Annotated in this window: 15 protein-coding genes and 1 pseudogene; 15 read left to right on the top strand and 1 reads right to left on the bottom strand. The window is 66.3% G+C overall.

What is annotated here, in order from left to right; translation table 11 throughout:
• Positions 1-106: 106 nt before the first annotated feature.
• The 12 genes and pseudogenes from FE633_RS11000 to FE633_RS48265 all read left to right on the top strand — a co-directional run.
• On the top strand, positions 107-1,090 hold the full coding sequence (locus FE633_RS11000; RefSeq protein WP_138044940.1) for a hypothetical protein: 984 nt from the start codon (positions 107-109) through the stop codon (positions 1,088-1,090).
• Positions 1,087-1,788: a hypothetical protein gene (locus FE633_RS10995; protein WP_138044939.1), complete on the top strand. Its 702-nt coding sequence runs from the start codon at positions 1,087-1,089 to the stop codon at positions 1,786-1,788. The genes FE633_RS11000 and FE633_RS10995 overlap by 4 nt, the downstream gene beginning before the upstream one ends.
• A 74-nt stretch (positions 1,789-1,862) precedes the next feature.
• Entirely contained in the window at positions 1,863-2,651 is a 789-nt protein-coding gene (locus FE633_RS10990; protein WP_138044938.1) for a hypothetical protein, read from the top strand.
• On the top strand, positions 2,648-3,358 hold the full coding sequence (locus FE633_RS10985) for a hypothetical protein (protein ID WP_138044937.1): 711 nt from the start codon (positions 2,648-2,650) through the stop codon (positions 3,356-3,358). The genes FE633_RS10990 and FE633_RS10985 overlap by 4 nt, the downstream gene beginning before the upstream one ends.
• Before the next feature lie 63 nt (positions 3,359-3,421).
• Positions 3,422-3,946: a hypothetical protein gene (locus FE633_RS10980; RefSeq protein ID WP_138044936.1), complete on the top strand. Its 525-nt coding sequence runs from the start codon at positions 3,422-3,424 to the stop codon at positions 3,944-3,946.
• Positions 3,946-4,995, top strand: a complete 1,050-nt coding sequence (locus FE633_RS10975; protein WP_138044935.1) for a hypothetical protein — start codon at positions 3,946-3,948, stop codon at positions 4,993-4,995. The genes FE633_RS10980 and FE633_RS10975 overlap by 1 nt, the downstream gene beginning before the upstream one ends.
• A gap of 94 nt (positions 4,996-5,089) precedes the next feature.
• Positions 5,090-7,378 (top strand): relaxase MobL, encoded by a 2,289-nt coding sequence (mobL, locus tag FE633_RS10970; RefSeq protein ID WP_138044934.1) that lies wholly within the window; start codon positions 5,090-5,092, stop codon positions 7,376-7,378.
• 136 nt (positions 7,379-7,514) lie between these two features.
• Complete coding sequence (locus tag FE633_RS10965) at positions 7,515-8,063, top strand: hypothetical protein (protein WP_138044933.1); 549 nt, start codon at positions 7,515-7,517, stop codon at positions 8,061-8,063.
• Between the two features lie 261 nt (positions 8,064-8,324).
• Complete coding sequence (locus tag FE633_RS10960; RefSeq protein ID WP_138044932.1) at positions 8,325-8,663, top strand: hypothetical protein; 339 nt, start codon at positions 8,325-8,327, stop codon at positions 8,661-8,663.
• A gap of 360 nt (positions 8,664-9,023) precedes the next feature.
• The gene (locus tag FE633_RS10955) at positions 9,024-10,094 is read left to right on the top strand and encodes a DUF8094 domain-containing protein (RefSeq protein WP_138044930.1); all 1,071 of its coding nucleotides are present in this window, start codon (positions 9,024-9,026) and stop codon (positions 10,092-10,094) included.
• A 670-nt stretch (positions 10,095-10,764) separates the two neighbouring features.
• Positions 10,765-10,938 carry an IS110 family transposase gene (locus tag FE633_RS48270; protein ID WP_246113553.1) on the top strand — a complete coding sequence of 58 codons (174 nt, stop codon included), beginning with the start codon at positions 10,765-10,767 and terminating at the stop codon, positions 10,936-10,938.
• Positions 10,925-11,167, top strand: a pseudogene (locus FE633_RS48265) (IS110 family transposase); the annotation flags it as partial. The gene FE633_RS48270 and the pseudogene FE633_RS48265, both read left to right, overlap by 14 nt.
• Here FE633_RS48265 and FE633_RS10945 read toward each other — a convergent pair.
• Complete coding sequence (locus tag FE633_RS10945) at positions 11,160-11,645, bottom strand: hypothetical protein (protein ID WP_171059894.1); 486 nt, start codon at positions 11,643-11,645, stop codon at positions 11,160-11,162. The pseudogene FE633_RS48265 and the gene FE633_RS10945 sit on opposite strands and share 8 nt — an antisense overlap.
• A gap of 147 nt (positions 11,646-11,792) precedes the next feature.
• Here FE633_RS10945 and FE633_RS10940 point away from each other — a divergent pair, with 147 nt between their 5' ends.
• From FE633_RS10940 to FE633_RS10930, 3 genes are all read left to right on the top strand, one after another.
• Positions 11,793-11,999, top strand: coding sequence for a hypothetical protein (locus FE633_RS10940; RefSeq protein WP_138044929.1), 207 nt, complete (start codon positions 11,793-11,795; stop codon positions 11,997-11,999).
• Between the two features lie 277 nt (positions 12,000-12,276).
• Entirely contained in the window at positions 12,277-12,465 is a 189-nt protein-coding gene (locus FE633_RS10935) for a hypothetical protein (RefSeq protein ID WP_138044928.1), read from the top strand.
• Between the two features lie 155 nt (positions 12,466-12,620).
• Positions 12,621-15,530, top strand: a complete 2,910-nt coding sequence (locus FE633_RS10930; RefSeq protein ID WP_138044927.1) for an AAA family ATPase — start codon at positions 12,621-12,623, stop codon at positions 15,528-15,530.
• The last annotated feature ends 115 nt before the right edge of the window (positions 15,531-15,645 follow it).

Below are 15,645 nucleotides of genomic sequence, written 5' to 3'. Positions count from 1 at the left end.
TCGCTTTTCCGATCCCTTATCGAATGGATTCAGAGTCGGTCTCGAATGCCTTTATAGATAGACTTGAGTCGTTTATGAGAGCAATGTGGAGTGAGGAGTGCGTTCCGTGACGACAGCCCATGACGAGTCCGAGAGCACGGGCCCCGAGCAGGAGACCGGGTCGATGCCCGAAGAGAAGCCCGCGGCACCGAAGACGCGCAAGAAGGTCACCGGAGCTGAGCTCGAAGAGCGCTTCGCGAGCTGGACGATGCGCCAGCGCGAACGGGTCCAGACACGCAGCCCGGAGGACAACGCGCGCCTGATCCGACGCAGCGTGACCGCAGTGATGGGGGTCGGGATCCTCGCCCTGGTCGTCGCCACGGGCGTGGCCGGCGAGAGCTTCAAGGCGAGCACGGCGGACAACGAGGCCCAGATCGTCCAGCTCAAGGGACAGCTGGATGATGCCCGGTCCACGCCCGTGAAGGCGGACGCCGGCGCGCAGTTGTCCAGGCTCACCGAGGCGGCAGCCGCCGACGCGAAGGAGGTCGCGACCGGGGAGCAGACCTTCGCCACGTTGTACCACCAGGCCAGCGTCCAGCCCAGCCGGAACAACGGGGCTCCGAACCAGGCCACGCTGGAGATCATCAAGCACCGCCGGGACATGGCAGCGCTGTTCAGCAAGGACTCCTTCCTGGTCAGTGACAAGGAGGCGTACAGCACCTCGTCGCTGACGCCGTTCGATGCGACCACCGAGATCGATCCGCGCCACGCCTGGTACATCCGCTACGCCGGCCAGAACGCAGCTGCCCCGAGCACGTACGCATGGAAGGTCGAGACGGTGATGCCCGATCTGAGCGTGAAGGACGGCTCGGGCGCGACGAACCAGGCAAAGGTCGTCTGGCTGTGCCGAGACACGAAGAGCGGCGAGGTGCTCGCCTGGGCGAGCGCGCGCTACGTGCGCAACGCCACGACGGGGGCCTTCGGCCACTTGGCGCTCGTGATGACCGCCGCTGGGGCTCAGTACGAGAACCCCGCGATCAAGATGCCGGCCGGGTCCGGAGTCCCTGAACTCAGCGGCACGGGCACACAGAAGAAGGGCGGGAAGCGATGACGGAGCAGACGGCAGCATCCACGCGGCGGGGATTCTTCCGACGCAACCTCTCGGTCCTGGTGACGGCAGCGGTCCTCACGGTCGTCGCGACAGTTGCCGGTGTGACCTGGGGCAGCCAGCACGCGGCCCTGGCTGGGCAGGAAGCCCAGATCAACGACGTCGAGGGACATCTGGCAGGCATCCAGAAGAAGAACGCCGAGCAGGTGAACGCGGACGTTATGGCGGCCCTGGGTGTCAGCCAGAACCGGCTGAGCACCGACGGTGAGCGCATCAAGTCGCTGCTCTCGATGGCCTTCACGTGGGACTCGGGACAGAGCTACGAGGCGGCGCGCGAGAGCCTGAAGAGCCGGTTCGGCCTCACCGAGAACGAGACGTTCCTGAAGTCATTCATGCCTCCGTCGAGGTTCAACGAGGACTCCCAGGGGCGGCGTTACTACTACATCGACACGGTCGGCCTGAACTCGGCCCTCGGCGCGGATCCGGACATCGAAGTCGTCGACGTCAAGGCGGGCGTCTACACCTACGCCGCCCTGGCCGATGTCGAGGTCACCTCCGACGCAGTGACCCAGAACAAGTCGAGCAAAGCCAGTGTCACGGCGCACCGGCACGCGCTGCTCTTCGTCACGGTCGACGCCCAGGGCAAGGTCTCGAATCTCTCCGGCGTCCCGGCGAGTGGCGAGACTCGCCATTCCGGATAACCGAGACTCCCTTTCGACTCGTCTCATTGATAGAGTTGCACTGATATTCGAGTGAAGCGGCGAGTTGAGGACCAATGGCATCGACACAGACCGATGAGTCGGGTGGGAGCGCAGTCCGCAAGACGCGCTTCGTCGCGACGTCCGCGTCCTCGCAGGAGGGCGCGGACACTCCTGAGCAGACGGAGCCCGCGGGCGGCCTGCGCAAGCGCACCCTCGTGGCCGGCGTGAGCATGGGTGTGGGCGCACTGCTGTGCTTCGTACTCTCCGCGGGGTTCTCCGGCGGTCAGAGCGCGGTGAGCGATACGGCTGCGCCGGAGATCTCCTCTCTGCAGGAGCAGATCAGGATCACCGAGGCGAAGACGGCGGCGCTGCCGAAGGCCGACGACGCCGAGCGTGGTCTGACCGCGGCCCTGACGGCGGCTGGTCAGGTCGCAAAGCTGCAGAACAACTACCGCTACCTGACGCCCAGCGTGGCAGCAGACGGCGGCACGCTCGACACGGCGACGCCTCAGTCGACACTGCGCAACCTCATCCCCTACTTCGCCCCCTCGGTGCACCAGGCGAACCTGGGACCGTGGTACCTGCTCGCCAGTGACAGGGACGTGGCAGCCGGCGTCGGGATCCCGATGAGCTTCAACTCCGGCTTTGAGTGGGTCGCCCAGGTGCCCTACCTGGTCAACGACGACAGCACCATCACGGTGACCTGGCTGGCGAGGGAGACCAGGACCGGTGCGGGCGAGAAGCCGGCGGTGCTGGCCTGGGCCCGCGCCGACTACGACCTGGTCCGCAAGGCGTTCGTGAACATCCAGACCGACACGACGGCCACCGGCGAGGCCCTGAAGCAGGAGGTGAAGGCACCGTGAACGAGGAGATCAAGGACAAGCTGCGCCAGCACGCCGGGAAGATCCTGCTCGGCGGTACCGGGGCGCTGCTCGCGCTCTCGGTGGTCACGCTCGGAGCCAGCCTGCTCAGCGACGGCCCGGCCGCGTCGGACACCCAGGTCGATGCGGTTGTTCAAAAGCTCGAAAGCAACCTCGGCGACGCCCAGGCCAAGCTCGCAACACAGCACACGGCGCTGCTGGTTCAGCTGCCGGGCATGGACATCGAGCGGGTGAACCGTGACAGGGCGACGGGCCGGTCCCTCCTGCTCAGCCTCACCGACAGCTCGACGTCGACCCGGACCGTCAAGGAGCAGCAGGTACTACTCGACGCGCGCTACGACTTCCTCGACCACAAGTCCCGGGTGCTCACCGAGTTCGTGCCGGAGTGGATGACGGCGACCGCAGCCACGAAGGGCGCTGGGACGACGTACACGCTCGCTGATCTGGACATCGGTGTGAGTCGGGTGCAGGGCCTGAACTACTCCTACACGGGGGTGGCCCGGCTCGATCCAGTCCGCGTCGGACCGGATCAGAACAGCGCTGCCAAGAGCGAGTTCCTGGTCTTCACCTACTCCACCTCTCACGACGGCACGGTGATGTCGCTGGACGCCTATCGGGCCTCCAGCAAGACCCGCGACACCCTCGCTGCCGCCAGCGAGGAACAGCCCTCCCCCAAGCCGACCGGGTGAGCAAAGCGCCCACCGCTTCAGCACGCACCCCAGAAGACCCCGACGAGACATAAGGACACGAACATGTCGACCCAGACCCTGGAGAAGACCGAGACGACCGCCCCGACAAGCACGGCCGCGACAGCGAAGAAGACCACGGCGAAGCCCGCGAAGGAACAGAAGGACTCGAAGCTGCGCACCGGATGGCGGCGTCTGGCCCCGAAGAAGGAGACCGGCAGGTTCTCCGTCGTGGTGTGGGCGGGGTTCTTCCGGGCCATCGTCCTTCTCGCCGACTACCTGCTGGCGTTCATCACGGCCACGGTCATCATCCCGCTGCTGGGCGCATGGCTGCACCAGCAGTCGGGCGCATCCCGGGGTGCGCTCAGTGCGGACGGAACCATCGCCATGTGGCTGATGCCGCTCCTCTTCCTGGTCGCACTGCTCGCCGCGGGCGAGATCGTTGTGATGCGCGGCATGTGGCGCTGGGCAACGCGGATGATCGCGAAGATCCGGGACGCCCGGGGCGAGGCGACCGGGGCCGACGTCACACCGAAGTCCACGACCAGGACCACCAACCAGAGCAAGACCAACCGCAAGAGGAGCAAGTGATGCGCACCGCAGGACTGACGATGAACGACGTATGGGCCCGCCGTGTCCGGCGTGAACGAGGAGTGGAGACGTACCGGCTGGAGGGGGTGACCGCCGAGCTCGGCGTCATGGTCGAATCGCTCGACCTCAAGCACCGGGGCAAGGAGGAGAACTACCGCCCCTATCTACACATGACGGGCGAGCTCCGCTCGGTCACCCCGGCCAAGGTCCTGCCGTTTGGCATCTCCCAGGTGACCTACTCCCCCGGCCAGGGCGAGAAGGTAGACGCCTTCTACGAGTTCGACGACCAGCAGCTGGTCGTGCTCGCCAGCAAGGGCTACTTCACGAGCGGCTTCGCAGTGCCCGAACAGGTCACCGGGATCGAGTGGGAGCTGCCGGCCACGGCGGACATGCTTGTCCTCGCTCCGTCGGGGGCGCAGACCGAAGACGATACGCCCGTGGTCTTCACCCAGATCCACGACATCGGAGGCCTGGAGATCGATCTCGAGTCCAGCGGCTACGACCTCGCCGGCTACTTCGCCGACCACTCCACGGACGGCGTCCCGCGGGCTGAGGCCGTAGTCGATGCACGCGGGCTGAAGGCACGTTCAGACGCGATCAACTCGCTGTTCACCGAGGACGAGCTGGGCCTGGACACCGAGGTCAAGCAGGTCGTCGGAGCGCTCGTGCCTGAGGCAGCGCCGGTCACTGACGGCATGAGCGCGCGTCTGCAGCAGATCGAAGCGGAGATCGCCGCCGAACGGGAGCAGTACCAGACCGAGCGCGCGAGCACCGAAGGCACCACGGAGAACCTCTACCGGGAGCGCGTGGCTGGGGCTCTGCACCGGGCCGAGGAGCAGAAGGAGCCGTTCGCTCCCCCGGTTCCGGCCCGTGAGGCGCAGCGCGACCTGAACCTGGATCTCGACCTGGAGCTGGAGGAGCAGGAACAGGAGACCCGACGACGTGAGGTCAAGCCCGCTCCGAGCCTGGACGAGCGCAAGCGCCACGTGGCCCAGCGTGCGGCCGATCTGGACTTCGGCGAGGACGGCGAGCAGAGCCTGGGGTCCTGAGGACGGATCAGGCATGACGAGCACGGCCCCGGCCGCGGGCGAACAGCAGCCGGGGCCGTAGTGCATCGGTACCGAGACAAGAGGGAGAGCGACGATGGGTCTGAAGCAGGACATCATCGTGGTCAACGAGTTCAGTGTGCCGCTGCCCGGCGGCAAGGGATCGCGCGGTGCGACGCCGGGTGACTACGTCACCCGGTACATGGCCCGCGAGCAGGCGACCGAGTCGCTGGCTCCCATCCAGCGCCTGCGCACCGACGATTTCATCATGCGCTACATGGCGCGGGAGTCGGCCGTCGAGCGCGCCGGTATCTCGCGGAGTGCGGCGAAACATGAGATGCGCCAGGCCCAGGGCGACGGCGGCGTGGCCTTCGGCTACGGCTCGGTCTCACTCTCCGACGAGCAGCTGCGCGCGGCAGGCAACGACATCCAACAGCACTTCGAGAACGGCAAGACCGTGCTCAAGACGGTGCTGTCCTTCGACGAGGAGTACCTGAGGAAGCACCGCATCGTCGATCAGGACTTCCACTGCGAAGCTCGCGGCGACTACCGCGGCCACATCGACCAGATGAAGCTGCGCCTGGCGATCATGCACGGTCTGGAGCGGATGAGCTCAGGCACCAGCGGCTTCGACGACCTGCGCTACGTCGGGGTCATCCAGGTCGACACCGAGCACGTGCACTGCCACCTGGCCATGGTCGACGCCGGCCGAGGCCAGGTGACGAAGACCGGTACGCAGCGCGGCAAGCTCCTGGACCGGCACAAGTCCAGGCTCCGCCGCGGTGTTGACGCCTGGCTCGATGAGAAGCAGGCGGTGGCTCATCTCTCCAGCGCCGTCGGCTACGAGCGGCGCAACGTCACCACCTTCATCAAGCGGTGGGCGCACGAGCGGATCCGCGCCGAGTCCCTGCCGCAGTTCCTGCTCGCCTGCCTGCCGGCAGACCGAACGTTGTGGCGCGCCGGCTCGAATGACGCCCGCATGCGCAAGGCGAACCAACTGGTGACCGAACTCGTGAAAGAGCAACTCGACCGTGCCGGGTCCCCGATGCCGGAGGCCATGGAACGCATCGTCGACTACGCCAACGAGCGCCGCGCGAAAGAGTTTCTGAGCACGGAGGAATGGCAGAAGCTGGTCGAGCAGGGACGTACGCAGATCATGGAGCGCGCCGTCAACGGCATCTACCAGATGCTGCGGGCCATGCCGGAGTCGGAGCTGCGGGTGCGCACGCCGATGCTCGAAGTCATGGGGATGGACTACCAGCAGATGGCGGCGCTCGCCGCGGACCGGCAGAGCGAAGACGAGAATGCTGAGGCCGACTTGGTCTCCTTCGGCTTCCGACTGCGCAGCTACGCCTCACGCCTGCAGCATCACCGGGAGAAGGCCGGGGTCTACCGCGACCTCACGCACCAGTGGGAACAGGCCGAGAACGCCGGCGTCGCCGCCGAGGACTCGCGCCCGCTCTACGACTTCTACCGCTTCGAGGAGAACTACCACCGGCGGCTGATGAGCAAGTACCGGCACTTCCTGCCCTTCCTCGGAGACGCCGGCCAGTGGTACGAGCAACAGCAGGACGTGGCGACCTACGGCCAGCGGCTGCTCTCGCTCATGGCGCTGCGCGCGGATGCCTCCCTGCAGCGGATGAAAGACTCCGAGGAGGCAGAGAACCTGGGCCGGACGATCTACGATCAGCCCGGCGGCCGGCTTCTGACCGAAGGCAAGCGCGGCCGGGCGGTGCTGGACGCGCGCATCCGGACGATGAAGCAGTCCTACGACCAGAAGCTGGACGGCCTGCGGGCTGACCTCGCTTCCTCCGGCCTGGTGCTGCGCGTGGGGTCGAGCGCCGAGGACCAGGCGAGTACGGAGACGGACGCGGTCAGCACGGACTTCAAAATCGTCGGCGGTGCCGCGTATGACTTCGACGAGGTCAAGGCCCTGGACCTGCACCACCTGGGCTACGACTTCGTCACCGACGTCGAGATCGGGCCGCACGCACACCAGACCTTCGTCGAGACGACCAGGGACCGCCGGCGGCTGCTGCTGGCGGCGATGGACTACCTGGACCAGTCCGGCCAGGCCGAGGCAATTCCCGATCTGCCAGTGGACGATGTCGCGGCGATGACACGGGTCTCCCGGGAGCTGACACCTCAGCCGACGGACGAGGAATCCAGCGCCCTTGTGTTGCGCTCCCGGATCGCGGAGCTGCGCGCCGAGCGCGAGCAGGCCGAGCGGCTGCGGCGGTCCAAGGCTTCGTCACTGGACGCCGGCCTCGTCGTGCGGGTCCAGGCCCAGGTCGATCAGGCTGTGACCACAGCGGATACCGGGATGGCATTCGACTCGCAGTCACCTCCCATCTCGACTGACTTCCAACGCGAACACAAAGACTAGTCGTGATTCTTGTCGAATGCTCTATAACAGTATTAGCGTGAAGAGCGTTCGGCGGGATCAATGCCCTGTCCGGACGATGTGACTGATCGCGGCCGACTTGTCAGAGGGCAGTCGGAACGAACGGAAGGAAAAGATCATGGCACTTCTCAAGGGCAAGGGCGCGATGACCGGAGTCAACCTCATCGCGAAGGTCTACAAGAACGGCGTCACCAAGGACGGCAAGTCCCAGTACGCCGACGTCCAGCTCGACGCTCGAGATCCGCGCGGTCCGGAGCAGACGAACCTGCACCTGAAGTCCGATCGGGTTCAGGGTGAGGGCGGCAAGGTCCGCTACAACAACGGCGCTCCGTACTCCACCGGTCAGATGGAGGAGATCATCAAGGCCGCGGGTCCGAACACCGAGCCGATCCTGAACAAGGACGGCAACGAGGTCGGCACCATCTACGGCTTCAAGGGCAACGTGATGCCCGCGACGCGCGGCACTGGCCTGGTGGTCAACACCAAGTCCGTCGAGGCCTCCGAGTTCAAGGTCGACGACAAGACGCTGGACAACCAGTTCGCGTCCATGCGCGCCGCCCGCGAGGCACGGGCGGCGGCCAAGGAGTCGCAGGCTCAGGCCCCTGCTCCCGAGGTCAAGCAGGAGCAGGCAGCCGAGGTCGAGGTCGACGAGCCGGCGGTCGGCTGAGACCGAGGTCGAGTCAAGCCTGATTCGAAAGGCCCCTGGATGTCACCTGGCGAACTCGCCGTCATCGCAAGCGGAATGCTCGCCGTCGGCCTCGCTGCCATGGGTGCCTCGACGTACTCGCGGCACCGCTCCCGTCAGGGCGATCAGCCGGCTTCGCACGGCTGATCCACAGATCCCTAGCGCGTCCGCTGCGCTGGGCGGGGCCGCGCCTCCAGCGGCCCCCGCACCTCGACGAACACCTCCAACCGAAGGGTTCTTCTCATGCGATCCGCCATCCGCAACGCCGTCATGACAACGACGGCCACCTCAGTCCTGCTCGGCGGAATCGCCGCGGCGGTCACTCCAGCCTCCGCGGTCGGCTCGGCCGGCTGTACCCGCAACGACCGAAACCACTCCGTTTGGGGCCCCAACCTGGAATGGCCGGCCATCCGCACCGGCCCGGGCGTGGCCTACAAGAAGAAGGGCCAGCTCGACTCCGCCGGCGAGTTCTGGGTGGAGTGCTCCGCCAAGAACAAGTACGGCAACCGCTGGTACTACGGCAAGTCCCTGTCCAGCGGCTCGTACGGCATGAAGGGCTGGGTCGCCGCCAGCTGGTTCTAGCACCACCGCGCACCGCCGACGCGACGCGCCCCCAGACCGCTCCCTCGCGGAGCGATGGGGCCGATGCGCCGTGACCTGACCACGTGCCAGGCCCCGCCTTCCAGGCCTCGGCGATGCCGGCGCCCGACATCGCGTCCATTGCCTGACCACCTACCTCTCGCCGAGGCACACCCCTCCCCAACCGCACCTCCTTTATGGAGGTTTGTACATGTCTGCACGTCGCATAGCCGTGCTCGCCGCCACCGCGGCCGGAGTCCGCCGCCGCCGCAGGCCACCGGCCTGAACCTCAACCACGTCCACCGCACGCAACACACCGCACAGAACATCTCCACCGTCACCGTTCCCGGAAGGAACCTCAGCATGTCCCCATCCACGCGCCTTGCCCACCTGCGTCCGCTGGCGCTCACGGCCCTGAGCACCGCCGCGGCGCTCGCCCTCGGCGCGTGCAGCGCAGGCTCGGACACCGGCAGCGCCGGCAGCACTGGCAGCCCGACGCCGAGCGCGAGCCGCACCCCCGCCCCCAAGGGAGCGATCAGCAAGGCGGCCGCCCAGCAGGTGGTCGACCACTTCCAGGCCGTGAACAACGCCGCGAATGCCGCACGGGACGCCAAGCTGCTGGGCACCGTAGAAGCAGGGGTTCCCTACGCCCAGGACCAGGGCGTTTACAAGCAGTGGAAGACGTGGACGGCGAAGAAGCAGAAGACCCACTCAAGCCCGTTCGCGTACGAGAACCGCCAGTACATCATCCCGGCCGACGGCACGTGGTTCGCCATGACGGCCACCTCCTCCGACGGCGACAAGTCCCGCGGCGTGTTCGTCTTCGACAAGGCGGACGGCGGCCCGTACAAGATGTCCGGGGCGGTCTGGCTGGGCAAGAAGACCACACTGCCCAAGATCGCCGTCGACCGGCGCGGGCTGGCCGAGAGCGTCGACCCCGCACAGCAGGTCGGTGCGCTGGCTCCGAACCAGCTCCGCACCGCGTACGAGGACCTGTGGGAAACCGGAGGGGCGCAGGAGGGCAAGAAGCTGGCCTCCACCGCGGAGACCAAGGAAGCCATCAGCAGCTACTGGCACTACAAGTCGCACGGCACCGGCAAGGACGACCAGACCGGAAAGAACATCGCGGACAGCTGGTTCGTCACCGCGGAGCCGGCCTCCAGCACGGTGTACGCGCTGCGGCTGGCCAACGGCGGAGTCCTTGCTGTCGCCGGGACCGCGCACACCCAGAAGACGGTGGTCAAGCCGCAGTACCCCAATGGCTACCTCCATGCGGGCGAGGCACAGATCGCCCTCGGCGCCAGCGGGAGCGGCGAGATCTACTCGATCAACGACACGTACCAGGGGCAGCTCCTGGCCGCACTCACCCCGCAGAGCGCGCAGGTGATCGACGGCGAGTGGGAGCAAGTGGGCTCCGCGAGCACCCAGCGGTAGCGACGCGGCGGACATGCCGCCCTCCTCTGTTCCGTTCCGGGCCACTTGGCTCACTACACACAGGGAGCTGTTTTGCTGCACCACAAGATCGCGCTGCGTCGCACTGCACCCGCGGCCGTCCGGTACATGAGCGGCGAGACGATCGTCCCGGGCAAGCAGGAGGCGGTCCGCGACCCGACCGGCCCGTCGTCGTCGACGTGTACCGGGGACAGGCGTTCGCGGCGCTGTCCCCGACCGGCAAGCCGCGCGTGCTCGGCGCCGAAGAGAATCTGGTGGGTTCCAAGTGACCGGCCGCGAGACGTCCGGACAGCAGCCGCGTGGGCCCGGCGGCGTGCCGGAGGACGAGTTCGAGCCCGTGTACACCCCGCCGGCCTGGTACCTGCAGAACGCCTCGCCGTCGGAGCTCGGTGCCTGGGCGGAGCAACTTCCCCCCCCGTTACCTTTTTCGCGGCTCCGCAATGGGGCCTCCGGCCTTCGGGCCCGGCATGACTTCCCCCCCTTGTTGTTCATGATCCGGGGGGTGGTGTCGCCGGGTCCGGAGGCATCGACGGACCGCTGATGAGGGGCTTGAGCACCGGCTTCACCCGAGCTGGAAGAGCTCTCCGTAACGTGGATGTGGCAGCTCGGTGCCGAGGCAAGGCCGGACGAAGCGTGATGGAGGGGCCTGCACGTGATCGACACCAGCGACATCGACGTCTTCCTCGGCCTGGACGTCGGCAAGGGCGAACACCACGCCACCGCCGTCACCCCGGCCGGGAAGAAGGCGTTCGACAAGCGGCTGCCCAACACTGAGCCCAAGCTCCGCGAACTGTTCGCCAAGCTGAAGGCCAAGCACGCGTGGTGAACAGCCGTCCCGACGGGGAAACAAGCAGCTCAAACGGGCCTTCTTCCTCTCCGCGTTCGCCGCCTTGGGCGACCCGGCCTCCCGGACCTACTACGACAAGAAGATCGCCCAGGGCAAACACCACACCCAGGCCCTGCTCTGCCTCGCCAGGCGCCGGGCCGACGTCCTGTTCGCCATGCTCCGCGACGGAACCTTCTACGAACCGCAGCCGTCCGCCGCGGTCACCTGACCTGCGGGTCTGCGAGGAGAACGACACGATCAGCCTCGACGTCGAAACCGAGCATGGGACGGCCATAGTCGCCTTCCGGATCCATCAGCACCGGCTTGCCCAACCGTCGCCCGATCTCCCGAAGGAAGCCGCAGAACACATCAAGTCGGTCCTGACCCTGCAACTCCCGCAGGTCGATGTCGAAGTCGACTTCATCGTCGGCATGGAAACGGAAGATCGCCAACACATCGGCCGTCGGCCAGACCCGCAGGTCCGGGCACTCGGCATCCGCCGGGCGGGACAGCACGGCCTCCGCCCGGGGCATCGGAAGCACCGTCTCTCCTTCGGAGTACTGGCACTTCCAGCCCTTCTCCGCGACAAGATCGAGGACCGCCTGCCAGTCCTCCACCGAGGCGCTCGGGACACGCACGTCCGGCAACGACCCCATCAATTCCGGGTCGAAGAAGCACTTCACGTCATCCCACAGCAGGTCGGCCACCCCGCCATGCTGCCCGGCTCGTTGACCCACCGCACCCCCGTTTCCCTTGACCAAACACATAGGGGCACCCCCCCCCGCGGCCACGCCCCTGCTCCTGGTGCCCGTGTGTGGGAACGCTCTGCCGTACCCCGATGGCAGGATGGGGCCATGGCTGACCGCGTAGACAACTTCCTTGAGCAGAACGCCTCGTTCATCGCCGGTGAGCCCGTGGTGAAGGCGATCGTCAGGCGCTACCGCGAGGCGGTCAGCGCTGGCAACAACGCCACCGCCACGGCGCTCGGTGAGCTGATGCTTGAGGTCGCCGAACCGCTCAAGGGCTTCACCGGCTACCGCGAGGAGTGGCCGAAGCCCTGACCTGCGACACGCCCGGAGTCCCCTGGAACTTCAGGGGACTTTTTGGTGCCCGGCATACGTTCTGACCTGCGGTTTCAAGCAGTCCGGCAGAGTTGCACCTGCCTTCAGCAAACTGCGGGCTCCAGCGGCGAATTCGCAGGCCGGGCCCAGAACGCACGGCGGGCCGCGTCACAGCTATCCGTCGGCGCCGGCACCGGGCAAGCCGGGATCGCGGTTCAACCCGGTGGTGCGTGAGCGCCAGCCTCAGACTCGGGAGCCAGCGGCTCCCGCTCCCGGGGTGATCACCTCCGCGGACGCGCCGAAGGCTTCACCCTCGTTCGGCGCGGACCTGGTCGGACGTATGGGCGCGGTGGTGGGCAAGGCCGGCGCGGAGGGGAGCAACAAGGCCCCCGCCACCGAGCGCTTCAACCACCAGTTTGAGCAGCCCCCGACGCCGGAGGACAGCGAGCCCGGGTACGACGGGTGAGCGACCCGCGACCAGTGCACGGAACGAAAGGCCCCGGAGTGGACTCCGGGGCCTTTCGCATCCCCCATTCAATACCCTATTGAATGCGACTCGTGATAGGATTTCGACTGATTTTCCAGTTGAATTTTCAGTCCAGTCGAGAGGTCTTGCGCGGCATGTTCCACGAGGCACAGCTCGATGAGCGCTACCCACTCCTGTCCAAGCTCTCGGAGCCACTGAAGAAGGCCGAGCGCGACATCGTCGGCCGTGAGCACGAGACGATGCAGCTGCTGGCCTCGATGAGCCGGCCCGAGCTGTGCAATGCGCTTCTGCTGGCCGAAGCCGGAACGGGTAAGACCGCATTGGTCCAGGCCACGATGTTCATGGATCCGGATCGCCTCTATCTCGAAGCGGACCCGGCGCGCATGATCTCCGAGGCGGGCAACGCCGAGAACATGGCCGCGATACTCAAGGGCTTCTTCGACGAGGCTGAGCGCTTCGTCAAGGACGAAGCGCACGAACTGGTCCTTTTCATCGACGAGTTCCACCAGATCATCCAGCTCTCAGACGCCGCCGTCGAGGCGATCAAGCCGGTCCTCGCCGCCTCGGGGACCCGTGGCATCAGGATCATCGCGGCGACGACCTACGAGGAGTTCCACCAGCACATTTCGTCGAACCAGCCGCTCGTCGAGCGCTTGCAGCGCATCAACCTCAACCCGCCGGGCCAGGAGACGACGATCACCATCCTCAAGGGGATGGCCGAGCGCTACGGGGTGGCCGACGAGTTCTACGACGACCACATCTTCCGGCAGATCTACGAGTACACCCAGCGCTACATGCCGGCCAGCGCCCAGCCACGCAAGTCCATCCTCGTGCTCGACTCCATGGTCGGCTGGCACCGGTTTACTCATCGGCCGATGGACCGGGACCTGCTCTCGGATGTACTCCAGGAGTCCCTCGGCGTCAATGTGGCCTTCAAGGTCGACGGCGCAAAGATCAAGCAGCAACTGGACACGAAGGTGTTCAGCCAGGACCTGGCGACACGTGCGGTGGCGAGACGGCTGCAGCTGTCGGTGGCGGACCTGAACGACAAGGGAAAGCCGATGGCGAGCCTGCTGTTCACGGGCTCCACGGGCGTCGGCAAGCTCTGCGTCGATTCGACGCGTGTTCCAGTCTATTCGTGGGACGGCACGGTCGCGTGGAAGCGTCATGGGGATCTGGTTCCCGGGGACTTCGTGTTCGGTCGTCACGGTCGACCGATCGAGGTGCTCGGTCACTTCCCGCAGGGCATGCAGGACGTCTACCAGGTCACGCTGTGGGATGACCGCACGCTCGACGTCGGCGGTCTGCACCTGTGGACGGTCTACACGGCTAAGCAGCGCTCCAACAAGCACGCCGGCAAGGACGTGGAGCCGGTGACGTTGACGACCTTGGAGATGCTTGAGCGTGGCGTGGTGCGCACGTACGCCGGGGACCCGCGCGAGCATCTCAAGTTCTTCATTCCCGCCAACGAGGCGGTCGAATGGCCCGAGCAAAACTTGGGGGTCGACCCCTACGTCCTCGGTGTGCTCATTGGCAATGGGTGCCTTACGGAGTCGCAGCTGACGCTGTCCTCGGCCGCGGACGACGCGGATCAGACCGTGTGGACGGTCGGCGAGTGGCTGGGGTCGGAGCCGAAGCAGGCAGGCAACGGCTACAGCTGGAACTTCCCAGCCGGATGGGCGCATCCCAATGGCCGGGGCGAGGCTCTGCACCAGACGAAGGACGTTCTGGCTTCCGTCCCGGAACTCGTGGGCACCTACTCCGCTGACCGCCGTATCCCGGAGGCGTACAAGCACGCCTCGGTCAAGCAGCGCTGGGCGTTGGTGCGGGGCCTGTTCGATACCGATGGGACTATCGACGGCACGTCTGGGCGCTTCAACGTGTCGTACTCGACCTCTTCGAAGGACCTGGCCGAGGATCTGCAGAACGTGCTCTTCTCGCTCGGCGTCTCGAACTCTGTGAAGACGTGGCGGCGGACCAAGGAGGATCGTCGCGAGCTGGTCGAGTACGACGTCCACGTCAAGGTGGGCAACGCGGACAAGGTGCAGTTCTTCGAGCTCCCGCGCAAGCGTGAGATCGCTGCGCGGGCGGCGCGAGAGACGTCGGGGCGCGAGCGCGTGAAGAAGTTTGACATGGTGGGCGTCAAGTCGATCGAGAAGCTCGATCATCAGGAGCGCTCTTCGTGCGTCTACGTGGCCGATGACGAGCACCTCTACCAGGCCGGCCAGTTCGTGGTCACGCACAACACGGAGCTCACGAAGCAGCTGGCGCGACTGCTGTTCGGTGACGACCAGCGGCACCTGATCCGGTTCGACATGACGGAGTACGCCGAGGACTCGTCGTTCGCGGCGTTCCGTTCTGAGCTCACCAAGCGCGTGTGGGATCTCTCTCATGCGGTGCTGCTTTTCGACGAGGTCGAGAAGGCCTCGGCGATGGTCACGCGCGTGCTGCTGCAGGTGCTCGACGACGGCCGACTCAATGACGACAACAACCGCGAGGTGAGCTTCCTCAACACCTACATCGTGCTGACGACGAACGCGGGCTCGGAGATCTACAGGGACATCGCGCAGTACGCGGCGGACGACACCGGGTCGGGCAAGCAACTGCTGGAGTACGAGAAGCTCATCCGCCGCTCTGTCTCCTCGACGACGGGCGACAACCGGTTTCCACCCGAGCTGCTGGGCCGTATCGACGCGATCGTGCCTTTCCAGCCGCTGTCGTTGCCGACGCAGCAAAAGATCGTGCGGAAGAAGCTGCGCCAGATGGTGCAGGAGGTGTTCGTCAAGCACAACGTGCGGGTCGACGTCGATGCGAGGGTCCTGCAGTACCTCATCGAGGACAAGGGCGACACCGACTCTGATGCCGGCGGTGCGCGTGCGGCTGTGGCGAAGCTGACCGACGAGGTCGCCACCGCGGTGGCGACCTTCCTTAACGAGCACCCCTCGGAACGACGGATCCGCATCGACGTCGTCGGCGACCTGGTCAGTGACGACAAGAACCTGCTGAGCTCCGACGCCTACGTCGAGGTCAGCGCGGTGCGATGAGCCGGTCGAGGACAGCGGGAACGAGTCGACTCGTGCGTCAATAGCCCTTTAATGCCCTATGATTGCCTACTCTTATAGGGCGGCGATAAGATACTCATAAACCAGATGAACTGTG

Source organism: Streptomyces montanus (assembly GCF_005786655.1).
GTDB lineage: Bacteria > Actinomycetota > Actinomycetes > Streptomycetales > Streptomycetaceae > Streptomyces > Streptomyces sporangiiformans.
This window is presented reverse-complemented; position numbering and strand designations above follow the sequence as displayed.